Genomic DNA, 24,629 nt, shown 5'->3' with positions numbered 1-24,629 from the left:
GCGTTGCGGCATGGCGATCTGGGGCAAGATTTTTGGTGGCGTTGCGGGGTTCGCGGTTGGCGGCCCCATGGGCGCGGTCGTGGGCACGGCGCTCGGGCACGCGGCGGATAACGGCTCGTTGCTGGAAACCCCGGCAGGCGGCTGGACCGACCGCTGGGGCCCGCGGCTCAATGCCGACCCCAACGGGGCGGCCACCTTCATGGCTGCCAAGATGGCAGCCGCCATGGGCAAGCGCGACCAGTTATACGGGTTGGTCATCATTGTCCTGTCCGCCAAGGTGGCCAAGTGCGACGGGCCGGTGAACCGCGCCGAGATCGACGCGTTCAAGCGCCGCTTCCAGCTGCCGCCCGAGAACATGAAGGAAGTGGGGCGCCTGTTCGACAACGCCCGCCAGCGCACCGATGACTACAAGGCCTTCGCCACCGAACTGGGGCGCGCCTTTGCCAACAAGACCGACATGCTCGAGGAGGCACTGGCCGCGCTGTTCGTCATTGCCCGCGCCGATGGTGACGTGAACGTGCAGGAGGAAGCCTTCCTGCGCGGCGTGCACAGGGCCTTCAACCTCAGCCCCGGTGCGTGGGACCGCGCGCGCGAAGGCGGCGCCCGCCCCGGCGTGAGCGAAATCAGCGCCTATGAGGTGCTGGGCATTTCACGCGATGCCAGCGATCACGAAGTGCGCGTGGCCTGGCGCCGCCTCGTGCGTGAGAACCACCCCGATGCGCTGTGCTCACGTGGCGCGAGTGAAGCCGAACGCGCGCAGGGCCAGACCCGGACTGCCGAGATCAACGCGGCATGGGACCGGATCAAGCGTGATCGCAAGCTGTAAGGCCCTGTCGATAAGATCCGTGCCCTGACTCATAAAAAGCGGCACGGATCAACCATCGGACGGTCATGGGGCGCGGGCTGCACCTGAAGCAGGCTGAACGGGTTGCTACGGGCGTTTGTCTACAGCTTCCAGCCAAACAATATCATCTCCGCCAGGATAGGGGCTGGATCCCGATCAGGATCGGGGGGATGCGACCGGACTTTCCACCCGATGCACGGCACCCGGCGGCAGGTAGAGATTTTCGGTTTCCCGTATCAGGGCAGTTTCGTCAGTGCGCGTCACCTGCTGCCCAAACATGCCTTCTGGCGCATTTCGCCGCAGCCATCGCACAGGCACAAGAGGCCGGACAGGTTGCCGTTTCCGGGCTTCCCGGCCGCGCCCGGATGTGCGTGGCGCTTTTTAATCACCGCTCACGCAGCGAACCCCCGCACACCCTCGCGCAGTGGGCTGACATCCCGATCGGGACTCCAGCCTCTGCCCGCGCCCCCACTTTTTGCGTGATCTGATTCCTGCACTCAGGTCGTGGGCTTCTTTTTCTCCAGCAGGCGACGCAGCGCCGTGCCGACCGTATGCGCCAGTGCGCGATAGGCCTGGCCTGCCGGGCTGTCGGGGGCGGCGATCACGATGGGGGCACCCTCATCGGCACTGGCGCGGATATCGGCCAGCAGCGGGATCTCGCCCAGAAAGGGCACGCCCATTTTTTCGGCTTCCGCCCGTGCCCCACCATGGCCGAACAGTTCGGTGCGGTGGTTGCAGTTGGGGCAGCAGAAATAGGACATGTTCTCCACAACGCCCAGCACCGGCACGTTCATCTTCTCGAACATGGCAACACCGCGCCGGGCATCGAGCAGGGCGATGTCCTGCGGGGTGGAAACGATAATGGCTCCGGCCAGCGCGGTTTTCTGTGCAAGGGTCAACTGGGCGTCACCCGTGCCGGGCGGCATGTCCACCACCAGCACGTCAAGCGCGCCCCATTCCACATCGCCCAGCAGCTGGCCAATGGCGCCCATCACCATCGGCCCGCGCCAGATCATGGCCTTGTCCTCTTCCACCAGCATGCCGATCGACATGGCGGAAATGCCCCATTCATGCGGCGGAATCAGGCGGCCATCGCGTACTTCGGGCTGGCCGTGCACGCCCATCATGCGTGGCAGGGAGGGGCCATGCACGTCGGCATCCATCAGCCCCACCTTCAGCCCTTCCAGCCCCAGCCCCACGGCAAGGTTGACCGCCGTGGTGGACTTGCCAACGCCCCCCTTGCCCGAGGCCACGGCAATGACCACGCCCACGCCTGCGGGCAGCGGGCCGGTGGGGGCCTTCCTGCCCGCCTTGCCACCGCCAAGGTTGAGCGGGCGGTGGCCGCCGCCTGCCGCAGGCGCGGGCGTGGTGGGTGCCGGGGCCGGGCGGTGCGCGGTCAGGATGACACTGGCCCCCGTGCTGCCGGGAACCGTGGCAACAAGGGCGCGTTCGAGTGCGGGTAGCAGGGGCTGCAGGCGTTCGGCCCGCGCCCGGTCTGTCGCCAGGGCGACATGGAGCACGCCGTCACGCATCATGAAGGCATCAAGGCTGCCCAGCTCCGCAACACTTGCGGCCCTGTCGTCCGTGCGCACCTGTCGCAGCACGGTTTCTATGGTTGCCCGGTCGGGACTGGTCATGGTTGCGCTCCCTGCTCTCTCGCCCGTGCGGGTATAGAAGGGGTGGGGCAGGGTGGTCGAGTCATGAAACGGTGCGCAGGCGCCACCGGCGCGCCATGACAGTGTTGCGGGGCATCCCTGCCATGATGAGAATGGTTTGCGATCCGATTTGCTGCTTTACGCTCATCGGGGCGCCGCCGGGCCACGGTCCGGGCGCATCGTGTTGAGGCAGGCAGGGAACATCATGGGCATTTCCAGCGAGCGGGCGCAGGCCCCGCACCGGCGTGACCACCGTATCGACGCCCTGCGGGGTGCGGCCCTCCTCATGATGTGCATCGACCATATCCCCCAGAACTGGCTCAACCGCTTTACCATGCGCAATATCGGCTTTGCCGATGCGGCGGAGGTGTTCGTGCTGCTGGCGGGCTATGCCTCATGGCTGGCTTACGGGCGGGCCTTTGCCAAAAAGCCGGTGGTCGCGGTTCTGGCCCGTATCGGGCGGCGGTGCTGGCAGCTTTACGTGTTCCAGATCGTGATGGTGGTGGTGTGTATCGCCACCATCCGAATCTGGCGGCATTTCTGGCCGGTGCCGGTTGATTTTTTAGAGCCGGAACTGGCGCATGGGCTGGATTCGGCATGGCGGGTGCTCTCGCTCGTGGCGTTGCCGGGCAACCTCAACATCCTGCCGCTCTATATCGTGCTGCTGCTGGGTTTCGCCCCGCTTTACGCCCTGCTGCGCGGGGTGGGCACGCCCGTGGTGCTGGGGCTGAGTGCGGCGGTGTGGCTGGGGGTGAATTATGACCCGCGGCTGAACTTTCCCAACTGGCTCGACCCTGATGGCTGGTATTTCGACCCGCTGGCCTGGCAGTTCCTGTTCGTGCTGGGCGTGTGCGCCGCCCGGGTTGCGGGCCGGCATGATGGCAGCCTGCCGCGCGCGCGCTGGCTTGCGGCGCTGTGCGCGCTTTACCTGGTGTTCTCCGCCGTGCAGTCCTTTCCGTGGACGGACTGGGGCTTTGCCGATCTGAGGCCCGTGGTCATGGCGCTGCCGGACAAGATGATCCTCTCGCCATGGCGGCTGGTTGATGTGCTGGCCCTGTTCTACCTCGTGCAGTCCTCACCGCGCGCCACCGTGTGGGCCAATGCGCGGCCGGGCCAGCTCATGGCGCTGTTTGGCCGCCACTCGCTGGAAATCTTCACCGCAGGCACGCTGGTCGACCTGTACGGGCGGCTGGTGCTGACCAGTTTCGGCACGGGGTGGATGATGCAGGTGGCGGTGAACGTGGCGGGATTTTACGTGCTGCTGGCCGTAGCAAGGGTGAAGGAACGCCAGCGCGTGGCGGCAAGGCAGGGCCGGGCGGCATCGGTGCCCGCGGGCGCCCCGCTGTGCCGGGGCTGAAGCCGTGGTTTCCGCCCCCGTGAAGGGCGTGATATAGGTGCCCGTCCGATCGATCCCGTTCAGCAGGATTTAAGAGTCCCATGTCCTTTCGCGCCGCAGTCTTTTCCCGATCCTGCCTTGCCATGGGGCTGGTCACGGCCCTAGGGGCCCAGGCCGCCCGCGCGGTCGATACCGCCCCGGCGTCAACACCCGTTCCGGCCCCCGCCACGCCGCCTGCCCCGGCCGCCCCCCTGCGCCTGCCCGGCGAGGGGCGCAACATGCCCGACAGCTTTGCCGACCTTGCGGCCCGGCTGCTGCCCGCCGTGGTGAACGTGTCCACCACCGAGATGGTCCGCCCCGGCGAGGACGATGACGACGGCGATGATGGCGACAGCACGCCCCAGGTGCCCAACTTCCCCGAAGGCTCGCCGTTCGAGAAATTCTTCCACGACTTCATGAACCGCCAGGACAGCCCCAACGCGCCGCCGCGCAAGATGCAGGCGCTGGGCTCGGGCTTCATCATCGACCCCTCCGGCGTGGTCGTGACCAACAACCACGTCGTGCGCCATGCCGACCAGATCACCATCACGCTGCAGGACAACACCGTGCTCAAGGCCCGCCTGCTCGGCCATGACGACCGCACCGACCTTGCCGTGCTGAAGGTGGATAGCCCCAAGCCCCTGCCCGCCGTGCCGTTTGGCGATAGCGACCACGCCCGCGTGGGCGACTGGGTGCTGGCGATCGGCAACCCGTTCGGTCTGTCGGGCACGGTGACGGCGGGCATCGTCTCCTCGCGCGGGCGCAATATCGAGCAGGGGCCGTATGATGATTTCATCCAGACCGATGCGCCCATCAACAAGGGCAATTCCGGCGGCCCGCTGTTCAACCTGCGCGGCGAGGTGATCGGCATCAATACCGCCATCTACTCGCCTTCGGGCGGGTCGGTCGGCATCGGCTTCTCCATTCCCTCGGCTGAGGCGCAGGGCATCATCGAGCAGTTGCGCCATCGTGGCCGGGTCACGCGCGGGTGGATTGGCGTGCGCATTCAGGACGTGACGCAGGAAATTGCCGATGGGCTGGGCCTGAAAAGCCCCCATGGCGCGCTGATCGCGGGCGTCGAGCCCAAGGGGCCTGCGGCGGTGGCGCATCTGCAGACCGGTGATGTGATCCAGAGCCTGAACGGCAAGGATATCGATGGCCGCGCCCTGCCGCGCCTCGTGGCCGAGCTTGCGGGCGGCAGCATCGCGCATCTGGGCATCTGGCGTAAGGGCCAGCAGATGACCGTGGCCATTACCATCGGCGCCCTGCCTGAGGAAAAGACCGACAAGGCCGACAGCAAGCCCGCCAGCAAGAACCCCGCCCAGGGCAGCCTGGCCATTGCGGGTATGGGCTTTACGGTAGGCGAGATCGACGATATCGCGCGCCAGAAATACAACATGGCCGAAGGGCAGAAGGGCGTGCTGGTGACTGGCGTGACCGATGACAGCCCCGCCGCCGAGCGCGGCCTGCGCCCCGGTGACGTGGTGACCGAGGTGCAGCAGGCAGCCGTGAACACGCCCGCCGACCTGCGCCGCCAGATCGATGCCGCCCGCGCCCAGCACCGCAAGACCGTGCTGTTCCTGGTGCAGAACGCCGATGGCCTGCGCTGGGTGCCCTTCCCCCTGCCTGAAGGGGGCGGGCACTGATCTGCATGCCTGAGCGCCTGAAGAACCTGCTTTATTCCATCATGGGGCCGGGCACGTGGCGGCAGGTCGTGCGGATGAATGTCTCGCTCATCCTGTCCGGCATCGTCGCCACCGTCATCCATCTTGATGAGCCGGTCTGGGCGCTCATCACCTCGGTCATCGTCATCACCCAGAGCCGCCTGACGCAGACACTCTCGACAGGGCGCGAGCAGATCGTGGGCACGCTCATCGGCGCTGCGGCGGGCATGTCCGCCATTGCGCTCGAGCAGTATACTTCGCTCTCGGTGGGCATGGTGTTCTGGGTCATGCTCATGCCGCTTGCCGTGCTGGTGGCGCTGCGGCCCAAGATGCGGGTGGCCATTGTCACCCTCATGGTGGTGCTGCTGTTCCCCGCCACGGGCGAGCCGTTTTCGCGGCCGCTGCAGCGCATCGCCTCGATCATGACCGGGGTCGTGGTGTCGTTTGCGGTGTCGTTCTTCGTGCTGCGCGGCGAGGCGCGGCGCGAGGTGCTGGGCAATGCCGCAAGCCTGCTGCGCCGCCTGTCCGACCTGCTTTCGGGCGCGTTGCACAATCACCCCGACCATGACGCGCTGGCCACCATTGATACGATGTGCCGCTCCCTGTTGCAGGACCTTAATGACGGCGTGCAGGAGGCGGAGGTGGAGCACCCGTCTTCGCTGGCGAAGCACGACCCGCTGGTGCTGCGCCTGCCGGGGCTTTTGCGCCGCATCCGCTCGGATGCCATTTTCATCGCGCGCGCGGGCACCGAAGGCGAAACCGCCCATACGGGTGACATCCTGGCCCATGAGCGTGACATGCTGGCCGATGTGCTGGGCCAGATGGCCGCGCGGTGCGACATGCTGGCCAGGACCCGCCGGGGCCACGCCCTGCCCGATGATGACATGCGCCCCCTGCTTGACCGGCTTGAACAGCAGGGCGGGGAACACTGGACCCCTGTCATGCGTTTCGCTGTTGGCCTGCTGCATGCCGACATGCGGCTGGCCGTGCGGAATATCTGGTCGGACGGGCGCACGGATGATGGTCCGTTCCCGCTTGATGGCCACCCGCTGGTGGCCGAGGCCGGATTTGAGCCCGCGGGCAAGGCTGCCTCCGTTCCCATGCCGGAGGGTCGTGCCCGCCCCTCACCCTGAAGGAGCACAAGAATACCATGCTGAACGAAACAACCCTCACTACCCTTCCCGCTGGCGTGCAGGCGCTGGCCTACAGGCGTGAGGCGGTAGGGCGAGGGATCGTTCATTTTGGCGTGGGCAATTTCTTCCGCGCGCATGAGGCGTGGTACGTCAATCAGTGCCTTGGCCTGCCGGGGCAGTCGCAATGGGGCATCGTGGGCGTGGGGCTGAACGGTGGCCCGCGCGGGGAGGCCAAGGCGCGCCAGTTCCAGCAGCAGGACTGCCTGTATTCCCTGACCGAGGTGGCCGCCGATGGCGCGCGCACCGTCTCCATCATCGGGGCGCTGCGCGAATACCTGCTCGCCCCCGCCGACCCCGAGGCCGTGCTGGCCCGGCTGGCCGACCCCGAAACCCGCATCGTCAGCATGACGATTACCGAGGGCGGCTACAATATCGATGAGAAAACCGGGCTTTTCCGCCTTGATGAGGCGGGCGTGAGCGCGGACCTTGCCCATCCGCGCAGGCCGGCTACCGTGTTCGGTTACGTGGTGGAGGGGCTGCGCCGCAGGCGCGAGGCGGGCGTGCCGCCCTTTACCGTGCTTTCATGTGATAACCTGCGCAGCAATGGCCATGTCGCCCGGGCAGCCTTTGTGGGCTATGCCCGCGCGGTTGACCCCGATCTGGCCGGGTGGATCGAGGCCAACGTCACCTTCCCGTGCTCCATGGTCGACCGCATCACGCCCGGCGTGGACCGCGCCACGCGCCAGGCGCTGAACGAGGCCAGCGGTCTTGATGACGAACTGCCCGTGCTGGCGGAGGATTTCAGCCAGTGGGTGCTGGAGGACAATTTCTGCAATGGCCGCCCCGCGCTGGAAAAGGCAGGCGTGCAGTTTGTTGATGACGTGGCGGGCTATGAGCAGGTGAAGGTGCGCATGCTCAACGCATCGCACATCCTGCTGGGGGCCGTGGGCCTGCTGCTTGGCTACCGCTACGCGCATGAAACCGTGGCCGATGCCGACCTCGAGCGCCTGGCCAACGCTTACTGGACGCTTGACGCCATGCCGCAGATCGATGCGCCGGCGGATTTTGACCTTGATGCCTATCGCCGGCGGCTGCTCAGCCGTTTCTCCAACCAGGCAGTGGCCGATACGCTGCTGCGGATCTGTAGTGACGGGGCCTCGAAGGTGCGGGTGTTCTGGACCGATACCGTGCGCCGCTCGCTCGAGAGCGGGCATGACCTGGGCCGCATCGCCTTCGGCATTGCCGCCTACCTCGAGATGCTGCGTGGCCGTGACGAGACGGGCGAAAGCTATGCCCCGCTCGAGCCCACGCTCGATGCCGATGACATGGCGCTGGTCAATGAGGCCAATCTTGCCGCAGCCCTGGCCCTGCCGGCCTTTGATGGCTGGCGTGACATGGATGCGGCAGCGCTTGACGCCGCCGTGGTGGCCACGCGCCGCGCCATCCGTGAACGCGGGGTGCGGGCCGTCATGAAGGAACTGTAAAAAGTTTCTGGTGCAGCTTTTTTCAAAAGGTTTCGCGACCTTTATTATTTTGAAATATGTCCGCTGCCCGGCGCATGGGGCAGGCATCCGCGCCATAGCTTGCGGTAATGGCGGCGGGCACCTCAGGTATTGGCGCAAACCCCAGATGCGCCCAGAGCGCGCGCGCCCCTTCCGCGGCCATCAGGGCCAGCCATTTCACGCCATGCAGGCGCGCCTGCGCACCGAGATGGCGCAGCGCCGCATGGGCATGGCCCTGACCGCGCAGCGCGGGATCGATAGCAATATCATGCAGATACCAGCAGTCGGGCCGGGCGGGCAGGCGGCCAAGGAGGGTATCGAGCGCGGGCGGGTGGGCCATGCGCCACGGGTGGCTCAGCATGTAGCCGCGCACCTGCCCGTCCGGCTTGACCAATACCTGGCAGCCCGCCGGGCACAGGCTGCGGCGTTCATCAAGCACCTCCGCCCGTTCGGGGCAGCCGGGGTGCATCCGGGCGGCGAGTGCTGCCACAGCAGGCAGATGGCCCGGCTGCATCGGGGCCCATGAAGCCGAAGGTGACCCCGATGCGGGGGCAGGGTGGTACATAATGGGAAAAATCCATTCCAGATAAGGATATTTCAGGTAGAAGAGGCCATTATCATAGCGGCCTGCCGGGAGTATGGAAAACATGACACAGATGCGCCTGACCTTGCGGCTCGACGCCGATGGCACGCCCCTGCTCGGGCATGGCAAGATCCGCCTGCTCGAGCAGATTGGCGAGACCGGCTCGATCTCGGCGGCCGCACGGGCCATGGGCATGTCCTACCGGCGGGCGTGGCTGTTGGTTGAGGCGATGAATACCACTTTCGCCCGCCCGCTGGTCAGCGCGCGACCGGGCGGCGGCGGCGGGGCCGGCCTTTCGGCGGAGGGGGAGGCGGTGCTGCGCCTGTACCGTGAAATCGAACAGGCTGCGCGCGAGGCCGTACGGGGCCCACTTGAAACATTGGCAGGCATGTGTTCATCCACGCCGTGAAAAAGCCATCAGCACTGTTGATCACGGTTGTGGCATAAGTGCCTTTGCCCAGTGGTAAAAAATTAAGAATAAATGTGTCAGCACTTCTGAAAAGAAGAACGGACTGGAGTTGAACTAGGTGTTACGACGTAATTTCATGAAAGCGGGCACGGCCCTGTCCGCCCTGTCGGTCGTGGGGTTTGCCGCGCCACGCGCAGCCAGGGCAACCCAGAGCAGCAATTTTGATTCCAACACGGTTCGCACCCTGGCCCACCAGTTGTCGCAGCAGGCTTACCAGCCGCCTTCCCAGTCCTTGCCCACAGCCCTGCGCAACCTGAATTTCGATCAGTACAATTCCATGGCCTATCGCCCCGAGCAGGCGCTGTGGCATGGTGAGAACCTCGGTTTCGAGGTCGAGTTCTTTCCCCGTGGCTATCTGTACGCGCCCCGGATCGACATGAACGAGGTGGTTGATGGCCAGAGCCGCCCCATCGCCTTCAACCCCGACATGTTTACCTATAACGACCCCGCCCTGCGCGTGAATGATGATATCGGCTTTGCCGGGCTGCGCCTGCGCGCGCCCATCAATACGCCGGGCGTGATGGAGGAGTTCTGCGTCTTCCTCGGCGCGTCCTATTTCCGCGCCGTGGCCAAGGGGCAGACCTATGGCCTGTCCGCCCGTGGCTTCGCCAATGGCACCGGCGACCCGACGGGCGAGGAATTCGCCCTGTTCCGTGCCTTCTGGCTGGAAAAGCCCAAGGCGGGCGTGGATAGCGTGGTGCTGCATGCGCTGCTCGACAGCCCCTCGCTCACCGGTGCGTTCCGCTTTACCATCCGCCCCGGCGAGACCACGGTGTTTGACGTGCAGTCCTCGCTTTACCCGCGCAAGGCGATTGCCGAGTCTGGCATCGCCCCGCTCACCGGCATGTTCTATTTTGATGCCAATGACCGCTCGCACGTGGATGACTGGCGCCCCGCCGCCCATGACAGCGAGGGGCTTTCCATGTGGACCGGCAGCGGCCAGCAGTTGTGGCGCCCGCTGCGCAACCCGCGTGACCTGCAGTTCTCCGCCTTTACCGATGTGCGGCCGCATGGCTTTGGCCTGATGCAGCGCAAGCGTGCCTTTGCTGACTTCGAGGACGTGGCGCTGAATTACGAAAAGCGCCCCTCGCTATGGATCGAGCCGATCGGGGACTGGGGGGCAGGGGCGGTTGACCTGGTGGAAATCCCCACCCCCAACGAGGTCAATGACAACATCGTCTCGTTCTGGCGCCCGCAGGAGCCGCTCGCCGCTGGCCGTGAATACGTGTTCACCTACCGCATGTACTGGGGGTGGGATACGCCGTGGCCCACGAAGCTTGCGCGCATCGCCGCGACCCGCGTGGGGGATGCGACCGATGATTCGCATACGCGCTTCTTCGATCTCGATTTTACCGGCATGCCCTTCGACAAACTGCCTGATAACCCGCATTTCCACCTGCAATGCCGTACCTCGGCGGGGGAAATCCGCAATGTGGTGGTCGAGCCGGTCGAGCCCATCCATGGCTGGCGCAGCACGTTCGAGTTTGCCCCCAATGATGCCAAGGTGGCGGAACTGAACTGCGTGCTGGCCGATGACAATGGCCCGGTATCAGAAGAATGGGTCTATCGATGGACGCCATAGGGGCGCCACCGCGCCCGGCCCGGCCCGTGCCGCCTGCCAGCCTGCTGCCGCAGGGCTGGGCCGCCCTGCCGCCCGAAGCCCCGCTCGACATGCCCGTGCGCGCGCTCGAAGCCGAGCCCGACCGGCATGGCCGCCCCCCGGTGCCCACCACCGAGTGGCGGCTGATCGGGCTGCGGCGGCTGCTGGTGATTGGCGGCGCCGTGGCCATGACCGCCATGGCCGGTTACGAGATGGACCTCGTGTTCAATGCCGTGCAGCGCTCGGTGGCGGGCATGGTCATGCTGCTGCTGTTCGTCATGCTGTTCCTGTGGATCGCGCTGGCCTTTACCTCGGCGCTGGCGGGCTTTGCCTCCATGCTGGCGCATGGCGGGCTTGGGCTTGGCATCAGGCGCAGTGGCGCGCTGCCGCGGGTCACCACCCGCACGGCGCTGCTCATGCCCACCTATAATGAAGATCCGGGCCGCGTCATGGCCGGGCTGCGCGCCACCATCGACAGCCTGGGCGCCACGCGGCAGGAACGCGCGTTTGACGTGTTCATCCTGTCCGACACGACTGACCCCGACATCTGGGTGGCGGAGGAAGCCGCCTACATGGCCCTGTGCCGCGCCACGGGCTGGGGGGGGCGGCTGTTCTACCGCAGGCGCGCCGTCAATACCGACCGCAAGGCCGGCAATATTGGCGAATGGGTGCGCAATTATGGTGCGGCCTACCAGCAGATGATCACGCTCGATGCCGACAGCGTCATGTCGGGCGACGTGATCGTGCGCCTGACCTCGGCCATGGAAAACAATCCCGGCGTGGCCCTGATCCAGTCCCTGCCGGTGATCGTGAACGGGCGCACGCTGTTTGCGCGCATGCAGCAGTTCGCAGGCCGCGTGTATGGCCCGCTGATTGCCCACGGCATTGCCTGGTGGCACGGGTCGGAGGGCAATTACTGGGGGCATAACGCGGTCATCCGCACGGCAGCCTTTGCCGAGCAGGCGGGCATGCCGCACCTGCCGGGCCGCAAGCCCTTTGGCGGCGCGATCCTGAGCCATGACTTTGTCGAGGCGGCCCTCATGCGCCGTGGCGGCTGGGCCATTCACATGGTGCCCGCCCTGATGGGCTCCTATGAGGAAAGCCCGCCCTCGCTGACCGATATCGCCATCCGCGACCGGCGCTGGTGCCAGGGCAACCTGCAGCACGCCAAGGTGCTGCCCGCGCGGGGGCTGCACTGGGTCAGCCGCATGCACATGCTCATGGGCATCGGCTCCTATGTCACGGCACCGCTATGGCTGGTTTTCCTGCTCGTGGGCATTGTGGTCTCGCTGCAGAATCGCTTCTACAAGCCGGAATATTTTGGCGATACCAAGCTGCTCTACCCGCACTGGCCGCATGTTGACCCCGTGCAGGCGGAATACATGTTCATCGGCACCATGATCGTGCTGCTTGCCCCCAAGATTCTGGCCTACATGCTGCTGCTCATTGATGGTCCGCTGCGCCGGGGCTGCGGTGGCGCGATCATGGCGGCGGCCTCCATTATGGTCGAGACGCTGATCGGCGGCCTGATCGCGCCGATTGCCATGATGATCCAGACGGCGGGCGTGCTGTCCATCCTGCTGGGGCGTGATTCCGGCTGGAATGCGCAGCGGCGTGATGCGGGCGGCCTGCAGATCATGCAGAACGTGCGGCTGTACTGGGTGCATACGGTGCTGGGCATTGCACTGGCGGGGGCAGCGTGGAGTGTGTCGCTGCCGCTGTTTTTATGGATGCTGCCGGTCACGCTGGGGCTGGTCTGCGCCATTCCGCTTGCCGCCTTTACCGGCAGTGAAGCCGCAGGCCAGGCCCTGCGCCGCGCACGGCTGCTGCTCATCCCAGAGGAGACGGACCCGCCGCCGGTGCTACATGAGGCCATGACCTATATGGGCCAGATGGCAGGCCACCCGATACAGGAGGCCATTGCCGCCCTGCGCGCCCGTGGGGGGCTTTTGCGGGTGCACGAGATCATGCTGCCGCCGCCGCGCAGGCGGGGCGACCCGATCAACCCGGCGCTGCTGGTGGGGCTGCTCAAGCTGCGTGAGGCGCCTGACCTGGCCACGGCGGTGCGCGAACTCAACCGGGCGGAAAAATCCGCCGTGCTGGGCAGCGCCGAAGGGCTGCACCTGCTGGCGCAACTGCCTTGAAATGGTGAAAGTTTTGAGTGCCGTCTTTATTTTTCAGAAAGGCGGCATTCTCTTGAAGCTTTCTGGAAAAAGCTTAACCAGGAACTTCTATGGTTTCAGCGGGATGGCTGAAGGCCGGTCAGTCTGATGACGTGCCCTGCGGGGCGGAGACGGCTTCATCGCCTTCATCCGATCCATCAACCGACATGATCGCATCAAGCGAGTCGCACAGTTTCTTCTGGTTGGCGCTGGCAAGCGATCCGGGGTTGGCACACAGCTTGGCGGCATCGGGCACGCAGGATTCGGTGGCGTCCTCGTAGTCGGATTCCATCACGTCATGTGCCAGCGACAGGTTGGGATTGTGCGCGCTCTCGCCCGCCTCCTCAATCACCTTTTCCATCTTGTGCAGGTCGTCAAGCTTGTCGAGGCACGCCTTGCTGGCCAGGTCGGGCTTGAGGCGCAGCACATCCATGGCGCGCTGCACTTTCTGCGTGGCCAGGCTCTGCCCATGGGCCAGCGTGCTGAAGCCCGCAGAAGAAAGCAGCAATGCAACCGGCAGCGCGGCGAGGCGTAAAGACAGCTTGATGTTCACCATGACCGTTCCGTTTGTCCTGTCCCGACCACGAGGGGCAGCGCGGGCGCATCTGCCCCACCGGGGTGCGGCCCCGACTATGGCAGGAACCTACCCGGCGCGAAAGGTGGGGGTGGTGGGCGATGCATGCGGTCCATGCATAAAAATATCATCTGAAAGTTATTGATATAATAAGGAAGAAATCGGAATCGTGTCAAAATTTCGAAAATTCCCTTACATTCACGAGACTTTTTTAGTATAGATTATCCCCACTGAATATATTTTTCGTGTTTTGGCGGAGGTCGGAAACTATCCTGTTATTGTGAAATCGTTCGATACTGAAACGATTTTGTATATCTGGCCAATTCATGGTCTTTCCGGCGCTGGGAAATCACAGCATCGTGCGCGTTTTTCGGTGCGCTTTATGTGTTTTTTCATCGCATTGCTATGAAAGCCGCGCCAAGGGGCGCGTTTTCCTGCCGGATTGACGACTTGCGGCTGGTCACACGCATGAACAGCAGGTCTGCCAGGCATGATGCGCTGGCGTTTTGGCGCTTGTGCCGCCTGCCTGCCCCTCATGGTCGTGACCCGCACGGGTGGTTGCACGCCCGACTTGTGAAACTGAGTTCCGCACTGGTGTTTCCGGAAAGCCGGACTGTGCGGACGCAGCCTGCATCGACGCTCCGCAATGAGGCGGGGCCGCTCGTTTTCGTGTCGGCTGCCTGTGAAAGAGGAGACTCTCCCCTTGAAACAGACAGACAATCTGTCCGAATCAACGTCCCTGGCCGATCGGCTTGGCATTCCGGCCCCCCTGTTCTGGGGGTTCGTCGGTCTGCTGTTCTTCATGATCGGTGATGGTGTCGAGGCCGGCTACCTGGCGCCCTATCTTGAGGGGCAGGGCATTTCATCGCGCAATACGGCGCTTCTGTTCACCATCTATGGCGTGACCGTCTCCCTGTCCTCCTGGGCTTCGGGGCCGCTGTCCGACCTGTGGGGCCCCAAGCGGGTCATGTGGATCGGCCTTGCCATCTGGGGTGTGTTCGAGGTCGTGTTCCTGACCTTTGGCGTGGCCGTCAACAGCTATCCCATCATGCTGGCCGCCTACACCATGCGCGGTTTTGGCTACCCGCTGTTCACCTATGGCTTCCTGGTGTGGATCGCGGCTGCAACGCCGCCGCGCCAGCTTGGCTCGGCTGCCGGGTGGTTCTGGTTCGCGTTCTCGGGCGGGCTGCCCACGCTGGGTTCGCTGTTCGCCAGCTTCTCCATTCCGCTGATCGGCGAGATGGCGACGTTCTGGTCCTCGCTGGGTCTGGTCATGTTTGGTGGCCTGCTGGCCCTGCTCATGACGCGTGAGCCCATCGGCTCGCGCCGCCTGGCCCCCGTGGGTACCAAGCCGGCCACGATCTTCTTCAGTTCGATCAGCATCCTGTGGCGTGAGCCCAAGACGTTTGTCGCCATGATCGTGCGCACCATCAACACGTCGTCGGAATATGCGTTCCTGGTGATCATGCCGGCGTTCTTCACCAAGGTCATCGGCTTCTCGCTGTCGCAGTGGCTGCAGCTCCTGTCGATCATCTTCCTGTCGAACATCCTGGTGAACCTCGTGTCCGGCATCACGGCGGACCGTCTGGGCCACCGCACCGTTGTCGCCCTGTTCGGCTGTGTTGGTGCCGCGATCACGGTGCCGCTGTTCTACTACGTGCCGCAGATGTTCCCCGGCAACTTCGCCATCGCCGCCGTGATGGGCGCGCTGTATGGCGCCACTATTGCCGCCTTCGTGCCGCTGTCCGGCCTGGTGCCGCAGATCTGCCCGAAGGAAAAGGCCGCTGCCCTGTCCGCCCTGGGTCTGGGCGCGGGTGCGAGCACCTGGGTTGGCCCGGCCATCGTGACGTGGTTCGAAAGCTGGCACGGCATCGAGGGGATCATCTGGATCTTCTGTGGCCTGTATGTGGCCTCGGCCGCGCTGACGCTGGTGCTGACGGTCTCGCCCGAAGCCCGCCGCTACATTGATGAAGCCGCGGCCCGCGGTGACGTGGCGGAGGAAGTGACGCTGGGTCACTGATCCATCCACTTTTCCTGCCCCGCAGGCGCCTCAGGGGCCTGTGGGTCAAGCGGGCCTGCCCCCATGAAGGGGCAGGCCCGTTTTTTTATGGCGTATCGCAAAAATCAGAAGTTTTTGGTGAAGCTTTTTTCAAAAAGCTTGAGAAAAACACTGCCTTTTTAAAAAAAGGCGGCACCCAGAAACTTTTGATTGTGGGTCTGACGCCCGGCGTGACGATATGAAAAAGGCCGGAACCCTGTGGGCTCCGGCCTTTTCCTATGGATCAGAGGCTGCGTTCAGGCCGCCTGCGCGGGGAGCGCGGACGGTCGGCGCCGCCCGGTGCCGCCGTCTGTGTGTTGCGCCGGTCGGCTGTCTTGAGGGCAGGGGCGGCTGTCACTTCGCTTTCAAGCTGGCGGATGCGTTTTTGCACGCTTTCGCGCAGGGCGGGTGCGGTATGCGATTTCATGGAGGCCAGCGTCTCGCGCAGGTCGCGCAACTGCTTCTGCTTTTCGGCAAGGGTGCGACGGATCGGCTGGTTATCGGACATCTGTCCGTGGAATGCGCGCATGATAAGGATCCTGTGGACCTGTGGTCCAGGAAATGAGTTGTTAACCGTATTATGGAAAGAGGCGCAGCACGGACCACGCCTGCCCGGCCCGAGTGGGACGGGTGGCAGCGCGATGCATGATGAACCGGGGGGTTACCCCTCGTTCAGCGCAAGCACGTCGGCCAGCCCCTGTATCAGGGCCTGGCATTCGGCCTCCGTGCCAATGGTGATGCGGAGCCATTGTGCAATGCGCGGGGTCCGGAAATGACGCACAATGATCGCCCGCGCCCGCAGGGCTGCGGCAAGCTGTGCGCCGTCACGATCCGGATGCCGGGCGAATACGAAATTCGCCCGTGATGGCAGGACCTCGAACCCCATCTTTCCCAGGCTGTCTGTCAGCCTGTCGCGTGAGCTTATGATCCTGGCGCTGGTGTTTGCAAGCCATTCCCGATCTTCAATCGCGGCAATGGCACCCACCTGCGCCAGGCGGTCAAGCGGATAGGAGTTGAAACTGTCCTTGACGCGGGTCAGGGCTGCGATCAGGTCAGGCTGGCCAATGGCATAGCCCACCCGCAGCCCCGCCAGCGCGCTCGATTTGGAGAGCGTGCGCACCACGAGCAGGTTGGGGTGTTCTGCCACGAGGGGTATGGCCGTCTCGGCCCCGAAATCGACATAGGCTTCATCCACCACCACCACCGCATCGGGGTGGTCGCGCAGCAGGGTGCGGATGGCGTCCAGCCCGAGGGCGATGCCGGTGGGCGCGTTGGGGTTGGGCAGGATGATGCCGCCACACTGCCTGCGATAGGCCGCGATGTCGATGCCCATCGCCGCGTCAAGCGGCACGGTCTCATGGCGTATGCCATACAGCCCGCAATAGACGGGGTAGAAGCTGTAGGTAATGTCGGGGAAGAGCAGGGGAGCCTCATGGTTGAGCAGCCCCTGAAAGGCATGGGCAAGCACCTCATCCGAACCATTGCCCACGAACACATGGTCCACCGGCACGTCATGCGCGGTGGCAATGGCCGTGCACAGGCCGTGGGCCGTGGGGTCGGGGTAGAGGCGCAGCGTATCGTTGGTCGCCGCCCTGATGGCCTCGAGCACTCTGGGCGAGGGGCCGTACGGGCACTCGTTGGTATTCAGCTTGATCAGGTTGGCCATCCTGGGCTGCTCGCCCGGCACATACGGGGTCAGGCTGTGTACGATCGGGCTCCAGAAACGGCTCATCGGGGCGAATTCCACAAGGTCATGAACATGAAAACACGCCACGGCAACCGGGGCCGTGGCGGTGGCAAGGGGATGAAAAAACGGGCGTGGTTCAGCCCTGCGGGGCGGTGGCCGTATGCTTCATGGCCTCGAGCAGGGCGGTGTTGCCCTGCCGGGTGGCGAACAGGCGCGCACTGATGCCCTCGCCATCGCGCAGGTCGGGGTTGGCGCCGTGTTCAAGCAGGAAGGTGACCATGGGGTCGCGGTTGAACATCACTGCAAAGATCAGCGGCGTGCGGCCGACGAAATTGGGCACGTCAATGCCCGCGCCATGCGCCACGAGCACGCGCGCGCATGGCAGGTCGCCCTTGAAGGCCACGCCCGCGAGCGCGGTCGCCCCCTTGGCATCCTGCAGGTCGGGGCTGGCGCCGCCTTCCAGCAGGGCGCGCACGGTGGGTTCATGGCCGTTATAGGCAGCCAGGATCAGCGCGGTGTAGCCCTTGTCGTTGCGGGTATCGGGGTTGATGCCCGCCTTGAGGAATTCGGTAACGAGATCCGTCTGCCCATCCCGTGCCGCGGAGAGGAACAGGGTCTCGATTTCCGCGTTGCTGAAGGATTCGGGTGCGTCGGCGGCGGGGTCGCCGTGGGCGATTGTCTTGCTCATGTGCCTGCCTGGCTGGTCGGATTGCGCGAAACGGGGGCGGAGGCCGGTCCCGTCATGAGCGGGTGATCATAGGACGGTTCGGCTGAAAAGAACATCGGGCAATCATGCATCACCGGGCTGATCCCACGCAATGCCACGACACGCGCCATGGGCCATGATGCCCATCGTATCGGGCGGCAGGCCCGCGTCGCGCACGGCTTTTGCAAGGCGCTGGACCGGCTCGTCCATGGGTTCATCCGTCAGGCGGAAGGTGCCGAAATGCATGCCGATCCCGTGTCGCGCGCCAAGCTGGCGCAGGCCCGACAGCGCTTCCTCCGGGGTGGTGTGCACGCGCTCCATCAGCGCGCGCGGCTCATACGCGCCAATGGGCAGGAGCGCGATATCGGGCGGGCCAAGGCGCTGGCGGATCAGGCGCCAGTGGCGGCCATCGGCGGTGTCGCCTGCAAAGAACAGCTGGTGGCCGGCCTCGTCACGCAGCATGAAGCCGCCCCACAGGCTGGTATTGCGGTCAAAGGGCGTGCGGGCCGCGCCGTGGCGGGCAGGCGTGCAGGTGATGTGGATGCCGCCAGCGGCTACTGCCTGCCACCAGTCCAGCTCCATGATGCGCTTAAGCCCGGTCCTGCGCATGAAGCGCGCATTGGCGAGCGGGGTGACCACCAGCGGGTTGTCGCCACGGCGCGCGATGGCGCGCAGGCTGGGCAGGTCCATGTGGTCGTAATGTGCGTGCGAGACCAGCACGATGTCGATGCGTGGCAGGTCGGCCAGCCTGCGGCCGGGCGCGCGCACCCGCTTGGGCCCCAGGAAGGGCAGCGGGGAGCAGCGTTGCGAAAAGATCGGGTCGGTCAGGATGGTGAGCGCCGTGCCATCGGGCCGGGGCAGGCGGATGAGAAAGGTGCTGTGGCCGATAAAGGTCAGCTGCACCGTGTCGGGCGCGGGCAGGGCGTGCGGGTCGCCGGTGGGGGTGGGGTTTTCAATCCAGGTCGGCCAGTCCGATTTCGGGCGGTTCCACTGCCATTCGAGAATGGCGAGCCGCCGCAGGCGGCCGGGCTGCGTGCCCTCGGGGCAGATGGCGGGCGGGTTGAAAAAATGCGTGCCATCCGTGTGGTCGCTGGCGGGTGGCTGGGGCATGCGTGGGTCTCCATCTGCCGGCGTATCCAGGGGCAACAGGTGAACGGGCGGGTGGCCCTGTGTCAAATTCCCTGCCTGCGGGCGCGGTCGGGCGGAACCGGGGGCGGGCGCATGCGCTGGCACCTATGCGTGCCTGCCGGGCCGCCAGGGCGTGGATTGGATAACGGCTTGATGAGATGGCTTGTTCCGTCCCGAAGGTCGTGAGAAGGTACGCGCCGTGAAAAGCCTTTATCCCTGCGCCTTCCCGCTGCGCGCGTGCATGCGGGGCGGGCGGGCGCGGGTAGCGCGGAAAGAATAACAAGAAGGGTTGTCGGCTTCCGGCACGCGGCCCGGTTTGGTCGGAACAACAACCATGGCTGTAAGGAGGCCGGTCCCTCATGCGTTCCTTGTACACATCCCCCCTCATGGCTCCTGAAGGAGGTGGCGGCATGCCCACCAATATCGATACGCTGTGCATCAACACGATTCGCACGCTATCCATGGACGCGGTGCAGAAAGCGAATTCCGGCCACCCCGGCACGCCGATGGCGCTGGCACCCGTGGGCTACGCGCTGTGGCGCGACGTGCTGAACTATGACCCGGCCGAACCGCTCTGGCCCAACCGCGACCGCTTCGTGCTCTCGGTCGGCCATGCCTCGATGCTGCTTTACTCGCTCATCTACCTTGCCGGTATCCGCGATGTGCGCCCCGGCGGGGTCACCAATGACCGCCCGGCGCTCACGCTTGAAGACCTCGAGCAGTTCCGCCAGCTTGACTCGCTCACTCCCGGCCACCCGGAATATCACCACACCGCAGGTGTCGAGACCACGACCGGCCCGCTGGGCCAGGGCTGCGGCAACTCGGTGGGCATGGCCATGGCGGAAAAATGGCTGGCCGAGCGCTACAACCGCCCCGGCTTCACGCTGTTTGACCACCATGTCTATACGCTGTGCGGCGATGGCGACAACATGGAAGGCGTTGCCAGCGAGGCGGCCTCCATCGCAGGGCACCTCAGGCTGGGCAACCTGACATGGATCTATGACAGCAATCATATTTCCATCGAGGGCTCGACCAACATCGCCTTTACCGAGAGCGTGCACAAGCGCTTCGAGGCCTATGGCTGGCACGTGCTTGAACTCAAGGACGCCAACGACACCGGCGACCTGCGCCGCCTGCTGGCCGAGGCGAAGGCCGAGACGTCACGGCCCACGCTGATCATCGTCCACTCCATCATCGGCTGGGGCGCGCCACACCTTGCCGGCACGGCGGAAGCGCATGGCTCGCCGCTGGGTGCTGAGGAAATCCGCGAGACCAAGAAGTTCTACGGCTGGCCGGAAGACAAGAGCTTCTATGTGCCTGAAGGCGTGACCGAGCATTTCCGCGCAGGCATCGCCACGCGCGGGGCTGCTGCCAGCAAGGCGTGGAACGAACTGTTTGCCGCCTACCGCGCCAAATACCCCACCGAGGCCGCGCAGCTTGACCACATCTTCGCGGGCACCCTGCCCGAAGGGTGGGACAAGGACATCCCGGTCTTTGACGTGGACGCCAAGGGCGTTGCCTCGCGCGCAAGCTCGGGCAAGGTGCTCAACACCATCGCGAAAAATTACCCGTGGTTGATCGGCGGCTCGGCGGACCTTTCGCCTTCCACCAAGACGCACCTGACGTTCGAGGGCGCGGGCGACTTCCAGCCGCCGCAATGGGGCGGCACCTATGGCGGGCGCAACCTGCATTTTGGCGTGCGCGAGCATGCCATGGGCTCGGTCAGCAACGGTCTCGCGCTGTATGGCATCCGGGCCTACTGCTCGGGCTTCCTGATCTTCTCTGACTACATGAAGCCGCCCATCCGCCTTTCCGCGCTGATGAAGCTGCCGGTGACCTATATCTTCACCCATGACTCGATCGGCGTGGGCGAGGATGGGCCGACCCACCAGCCCATCGAGCAGCTGGCCCAGCTGCGCGCCACTCCGGGTGTTACGGTGCTGCGCCCCGCCGATGCCAATGAAGTGGCCGAAGCCTGGCGCACGCTGGTCCGTATTACCGACCGCCCCAGCGTGCTGGCCCTGAGCCGCCAGAACCTGCCCACCATCTGCCGCAAGACCTATGCGCCTGCATCGGGGCTGGCAAAAGGGGCCTATGTCCTTGCAGATGCGGATGGTCGTCCCGATGTCATCCTTATGGCGACAGGCAGCGAAGTGGGACTGATCATCAAGGCGGCAGAAAAGCTGAAGGCGGAGGGCATCAAGGTGCGCCTTGTGTCCATGCCGTCATGGGATCTGTTCGAGGCACAGCCCAAGACCTACCGCGACAGCGTGCTGCCGCCCGACATCACCGCCCGTGTTGCCGTCGAGCAGGCGGCACAGCTTGGCTGGGACCGTTATACCGGCCTTGCGGGCGAGACGATTGTCATGCACGGTTTTGGCGCTTCCGCCCCGGCGGGCGAACTGGAAGTGAAGTTTGGTTTCACGGTGGATGCCGTGGTGGCCGCCGCCCGCAGGCAGGCCGGAAAATAAAAGAACACGCAGGCAGGCAGGACACCCAGTCCTGCCTGTCGTGTTTTTGAGCAAAGTAGTATTGGCCGTGCGGGTTTGCCGCATTGCTGAAAAATAAAGGAAGCACAGTCAATGAGTGCGCGTGAATCTGGTGCTGAAAACCCATTAAAGGAACTGGCGCGTCTGGGTCAGTCCCCCTGGCTGGACTTCATCCAGCGCTCCTATACCAAGAATGGCAGCCTGAAGAAGCTGGTCGAGGAAGACGGCCTCAAGGGTGTGACCTCCAACCCCGCCATCTTCCAGAAGGCGATGGGCCAGGGCACCGATTACGATGCCCAGATCCGCGATGTGCTGGCACATCATGTGCTTGACGCGGGCGCGCTGTACGAACTGCTCGCCATTGATGACATCCGGGCCGCGGCCAAGGTGCTCTACCCCGTCTATGAACAGACGAAGGGGCTTGACGGTTATGTCAGCCTCGAGGTCTCGCCCTACCTTGCACGCGACACCAAGGGCACGCTGCACGAGGCGCTGCGCCTGTGGAAAGCGGTCGGCGCCCGCAACCTCATGATCAAGATTCCCGGCACGGAGGAAGGCGTTCCCGCCATCCGCGCCGCCATTGCCGAAGGGCTGAGCATCAACGTCACCCTGCTCTTCTCCATCGATGCGTATAAAAAGGTGCTCGAAGCCTACATCACCGGGCTGGAAGACCGCCTGGGCCGTGGCGAGAGCGTGAAGGGCATCGCCTCGGTCGCGTCCTTCTTCGTCAGCCGCATCGATGTGAAGATCGACAAGGAAATCGACGCCCGCGTGGCCGCAGGCGACAAGCATTCCGCCGAACTCAAGGCCCTGCGCGGCAAGGTCGCCATCGCCAACGCCAAGGCGGCCTATGAATACTGGCGCGAAGTGACCGCAAGCCCGCGCTGGAAGAAGCTGGCCGAGGCAGGCGCCAACCCGCAGCGCCTGCTGTGGGCGAGCACCGGCACCAAGGACAAGACCTATAGCGACGTGGTGTATGTCGATGGCCTGATCGGCCCCGACACGGTCAACACCATTCCGCCCGCAACCTTCGATGCCTTCCGTGAGCACGGCAAGGTGGCTGAGACGCTGACGCAGGACGTGGCGGGCGCGCTGCGGGTGCTCGATGAGGCCAAGAGCCTTGGCCTCGACCTTGATGGTGTCACACGCAAGCTGGTCGATGAAGGCGTTGCCTCCTTTGCCGATGCGTTTGACGACCTGCTCGGCTCGGTCGCGGCCAAGCAGGCGGCGTTCCTGGGCAAGAAGGTCACCTCCACCGCGCTCAAGCTGCCTGCCGACCTGCAAAAGGCGGTCGATGCGGAGCTGGAAGCCTGGCGCAAGGACGGCACCGTGCGCCGCGTGTGGGACAAGGACGCCACCGTCTGGACCGGCAAGGACGAGGCAAGCTGGCTGAAATGGCTCGACATCACCGATGACCAGGTGGCGGCGCTGTCCAAGTTCGAGGATTTCCAGGCCGAGGTGAAGGCGCGCGGCTTCCGCGATGCGCTCTTGCTGGGCATGGGCGGCTCGAGCCTCGGGCCGGAAGTGCTGGCCCAGACCTTCGGCAAGCATGAGGGCTTCCCGCATCTTTACGTGCTCGACAGCACCGACCCGCAGCAGGTGCGTGACTTCGAGAAAAAGATCGATATCAGCAAGACGCTGTTCATCGTCTCGTCCAAGTCCGGCGGCACGCTGGAGCCCAACATCCTCAAGGCCTATTTCTTCGATCAGGCGAAAAAGGTACTGGGCGACAAGGTCGGCTCGCACTTCATCACCGTGACCGATCCCGGCTCGCACATGGAAGACGTGGCGAAGAAGGACGGCTTCTGGAAAATCTTCTACGGCGAGAAGCAGATCGGGGGCCGCTACTCCGTGCTGTCCGATTTCGGCATGGTGCCTGCCGCCGTGGCAGGCCTGCCGCTGAAACTGCTGCTCGAATCCGCCCAGCGTGGCGAGAAGTCATGTGCCGCCTCCGTGCCACCCGCGCAGAACCCCGGCGTGGTGCTCGGTGCGGTGCTTGGCGTGGCGGCCCGCGACTTTGGCCGCGACAAGGTGACCATCATCGCATCGCCCGGCATTTACGACATGGGTGCGTGGCTTGAGCAGCTCATTGCGGAATCGACCGGCAAGGACGGGCGTGGCCTGATCCCCATCGATGACGAGACGATCGGCAAGCCGGGCGTGTATGGCAAGGACCGCGTGTTCACCTACCTGCGCCTGGCCGAGGACCCGTGCCCCAGGCAGGATGCCGCCTTCGCGGCCCTGGTCGAGGCAGGCGAGCCGGTAGTGACCATCGAGCTGCATGAGCGCCGCCAGGTGCTTGAGGAGTTCTTCCGCTGGGAGTTCGCGACCGCGGTGGCCGGTGCGGTGATCGGGATCAACCCGTTCAACCAGCCCGATGTCGAGGCCTCGAAGATCGAGACCAAGAAGATCACCACTGCCTATAACGAGACTGGCAAGCTCCCGCCTTACGAGCCGTTCGCCAAGGATGGCCCGTTCGCCTTCTATGCCGACCCCAAGAACGCGCAGGCGCTTGGCGGGGCCAAAACGGCGGAGGCCATCCTCAAGGCGCATTTCGCACGCGCAAAGGCCGGTGATTACGTGGCCCTGCTGGCCTATATCGACCGCGATACCTTCACGCGTGAATGGATCCAGAAGGCGCGGCTTGGCCTGCGTGATGCGCTGAAGCTGGCAACGGCGGCCGAATTCGGCCCCCGCTTCCAGCATTCCACGGGGCAGGCCTACAAGGGCGGGCCTGACACGGGCGTGTTCGTGCAGATCACCTGCGATGATGAGGTGAACCTGCCGGTGCCGGGTGAGAAATATACCTTCAGCATCGTGAAGGAAGCCCAGGCGCGCGGCGACATGGAGGTGCTGGCCGAGCGTGGCCGCCGCGTGCTGCGGGTGCACATCCATGGTGACCTGAAGGCAGGGCTTGAAAAACTCGGGCTTGATATCGCCCACGCGGTCTGAGCCGACCGTATGCCCGTCCCGCCCCTGGCGGGGCGGGTTTTTTGATGGGGATCATTGGGAAATGGCCC

At 64.9% G+C, this 24,629-nt stretch carries 18 protein-coding genes; 11 read left to right on the top strand and 7 right to left on the bottom strand.

Annotated features, from left to right (window positions below; genetic code table 11):
* Positions 1–10 precede the first annotated feature (10 nt).
* A complete protein-coding gene (locus OQZ28_RS00640) occupies positions 11–826 on the top strand; it encodes a TerB family tellurite resistance protein (protein WP_130732076.1) in 816 nt (271 codons plus the stop codon).
* A 515-nt stretch (positions 827–1,341) separates the two neighbouring features.
* Here the strand turns inward: OQZ28_RS00640 and OQZ28_RS00635 are convergent.
* Positions 1,342–2,481: an Mrp/NBP35 family ATP-binding protein gene (locus tag OQZ28_RS00635; RefSeq protein WP_130732073.1), complete on the bottom strand. Its 1,140-nt coding sequence runs from the start codon at positions 2,479–2,481 to the stop codon at positions 1,342–1,344.
* Positions 2,482–2,704: 223 nt separating this feature from the next.
* On the opposite strand from OQZ28_RS00635, the gene OQZ28_RS00630 reads away from it, so the two are divergent.
* From OQZ28_RS00630 to OQZ28_RS00615, 4 genes are all read left to right on the top strand, one after another.
* Positions 2,705–3,856: an OpgC family protein gene (locus tag OQZ28_RS00630; RefSeq protein WP_458134844.1), complete on the top strand. Its 1,152-nt coding sequence runs from the start codon at positions 2,705–2,707 to the stop codon at positions 3,854–3,856.
* An 80-nt stretch (positions 3,857–3,936) separates the two neighbouring features.
* Positions 3,937–5,520, top strand: coding sequence for a DegQ family serine endoprotease (locus OQZ28_RS00625; protein WP_458134843.1), 1,584 nt, complete (start codon positions 3,937–3,939; stop codon positions 5,518–5,520).
* Positions 5,521–5,525: 5 nt separating this feature from the next.
* Positions 5,526–6,671, top strand: a complete 1,146-nt coding sequence (locus OQZ28_RS00620) for an FUSC family protein (protein ID WP_130732066.1) — start codon at positions 5,526–5,528, stop codon at positions 6,669–6,671.
* 17 nt (positions 6,672–6,688) lie between these two features.
* Complete coding sequence (locus OQZ28_RS00615) at positions 6,689–8,155, top strand: mannitol dehydrogenase family protein (protein WP_130732064.1); 1,467 nt, start codon at positions 6,689–6,691, stop codon at positions 8,153–8,155.
* Positions 8,156–8,177: 22 nt separating this feature from the next.
* Here the strand turns inward: OQZ28_RS00615 and OQZ28_RS00610 are convergent, their stop codons facing one another.
* Entirely contained in the window at positions 8,178–8,822 is a 645-nt protein-coding gene (locus OQZ28_RS00610) for a GNAT family N-acetyltransferase (RefSeq protein ID WP_458134842.1), read from the bottom strand.
* Between OQZ28_RS00610 and OQZ28_RS00605 the strand changes: the two genes are divergently transcribed.
* From OQZ28_RS00605 to mdoH, 3 genes are all read left to right on the top strand, one after another.
* Positions 8,821–9,165 carry a winged helix-turn-helix domain-containing protein gene (locus tag OQZ28_RS00605; RefSeq protein WP_130732061.1) on the top strand — a complete coding sequence of 115 codons (345 nt, stop codon included), beginning with the start codon at positions 8,821–8,823 and terminating at the stop codon, positions 9,163–9,165. The genes OQZ28_RS00610 and OQZ28_RS00605 overlap by 2 nt on opposite strands.
* Before the next feature lie 136 nt (positions 9,166–9,301).
* Positions 9,302–10,807, top strand: coding sequence for a glucan biosynthesis protein (locus OQZ28_RS00600; protein ID WP_458135016.1), 1,506 nt, complete (start codon positions 9,302–9,304; stop codon positions 10,805–10,807).
* Positions 10,795–12,969 (top strand): glucans biosynthesis glucosyltransferase MdoH, encoded by a 2,175-nt coding sequence (gene mdoH, locus OQZ28_RS00595; RefSeq protein WP_458134841.1) that lies wholly within the window; start codon positions 10,795–10,797, stop codon positions 12,967–12,969. Before OQZ28_RS00600 ends, mdoH begins: the two co-directional genes overlap by 13 nt.
* A 118-nt stretch (positions 12,970–13,087) precedes the next feature.
* Here the strand turns inward: mdoH and OQZ28_RS00590 are convergent, their stop codons facing one another.
* Positions 13,088–13,543 (bottom strand): hypothetical protein, encoded by a 456-nt coding sequence (locus tag OQZ28_RS00590; protein WP_458134840.1) that lies wholly within the window; start codon positions 13,541–13,543, stop codon positions 13,088–13,090.
* 721 nt (positions 13,544–14,264) lie between these two features.
* Between OQZ28_RS00590 and OQZ28_RS00585 the strand changes: the two genes are divergently transcribed.
* The gene (locus OQZ28_RS00585; protein WP_130732057.1) at positions 14,265–15,581 is read left to right on the top strand and encodes an MFS transporter; all 1,317 of its coding nucleotides are present in this window, start codon (positions 14,265–14,267) and stop codon (positions 15,579–15,581) included.
* Between the two features lie 262 nt (positions 15,582–15,843).
* Here the strand turns inward: OQZ28_RS00585 and OQZ28_RS00580 are convergent, their stop codons facing one another.
* From OQZ28_RS00580 to OQZ28_RS00565, 4 genes are all read right to left on the bottom strand, one after another.
* Positions 15,844–16,128 (bottom strand): hypothetical protein, encoded by a 285-nt coding sequence (locus OQZ28_RS00580; RefSeq protein WP_458134839.1) that lies wholly within the window; start codon positions 16,126–16,128, stop codon positions 15,844–15,846.
* Positions 16,129–16,260: 132 nt separating this feature from the next.
* Positions 16,261–17,331, bottom strand: a complete 1,071-nt coding sequence (hisC, locus tag OQZ28_RS00575; RefSeq protein WP_458134838.1) for a histidinol-phosphate transaminase — start codon at positions 17,329–17,331, stop codon at positions 16,261–16,263.
* Positions 17,332–17,422: 91 nt separating this feature from the next.
* Positions 17,423–17,974, bottom strand: coding sequence for an ankyrin repeat domain-containing protein (locus OQZ28_RS00570; protein WP_130732049.1), 552 nt, complete (start codon positions 17,972–17,974; stop codon positions 17,423–17,425).
* A 102-nt stretch (positions 17,975–18,076) separates the two neighbouring features.
* Complete coding sequence (locus tag OQZ28_RS00565) at positions 18,077–19,102, bottom strand: MBL fold metallo-hydrolase (RefSeq protein ID WP_458134837.1); 1,026 nt, start codon at positions 19,100–19,102, stop codon at positions 18,077–18,079.
* A 428-nt stretch (positions 19,103–19,530) separates the two neighbouring features.
* On the opposite strand from OQZ28_RS00565, the gene tkt reads away from it, so the two are divergent.
* On the top strand, positions 19,531–21,591 hold the full coding sequence (gene tkt, locus OQZ28_RS00560; protein WP_408884467.1) for a transketolase: 2,061 nt from the start codon (positions 19,531–19,533) through the stop codon (positions 21,589–21,591).
* A gap of 111 nt (positions 21,592–21,702) precedes the next feature.
* Positions 21,703–24,561 (top strand): bifunctional transaldolase/phosoglucose isomerase, encoded by a 2,859-nt coding sequence (locus OQZ28_RS00555; RefSeq protein ID WP_458134836.1) that lies wholly within the window; start codon positions 21,703–21,705, stop codon positions 24,559–24,561.
* Positions 24,562–24,629: the final 68 nt, after the last annotated feature.

This window comes from Komagataeibacter sp. NFXK3, from assembly GCF_054182245.1.
Note: the sequence above shows the minus strand (reverse complement) of the source record. Positions and strands in the feature narration are given on the sequence as shown.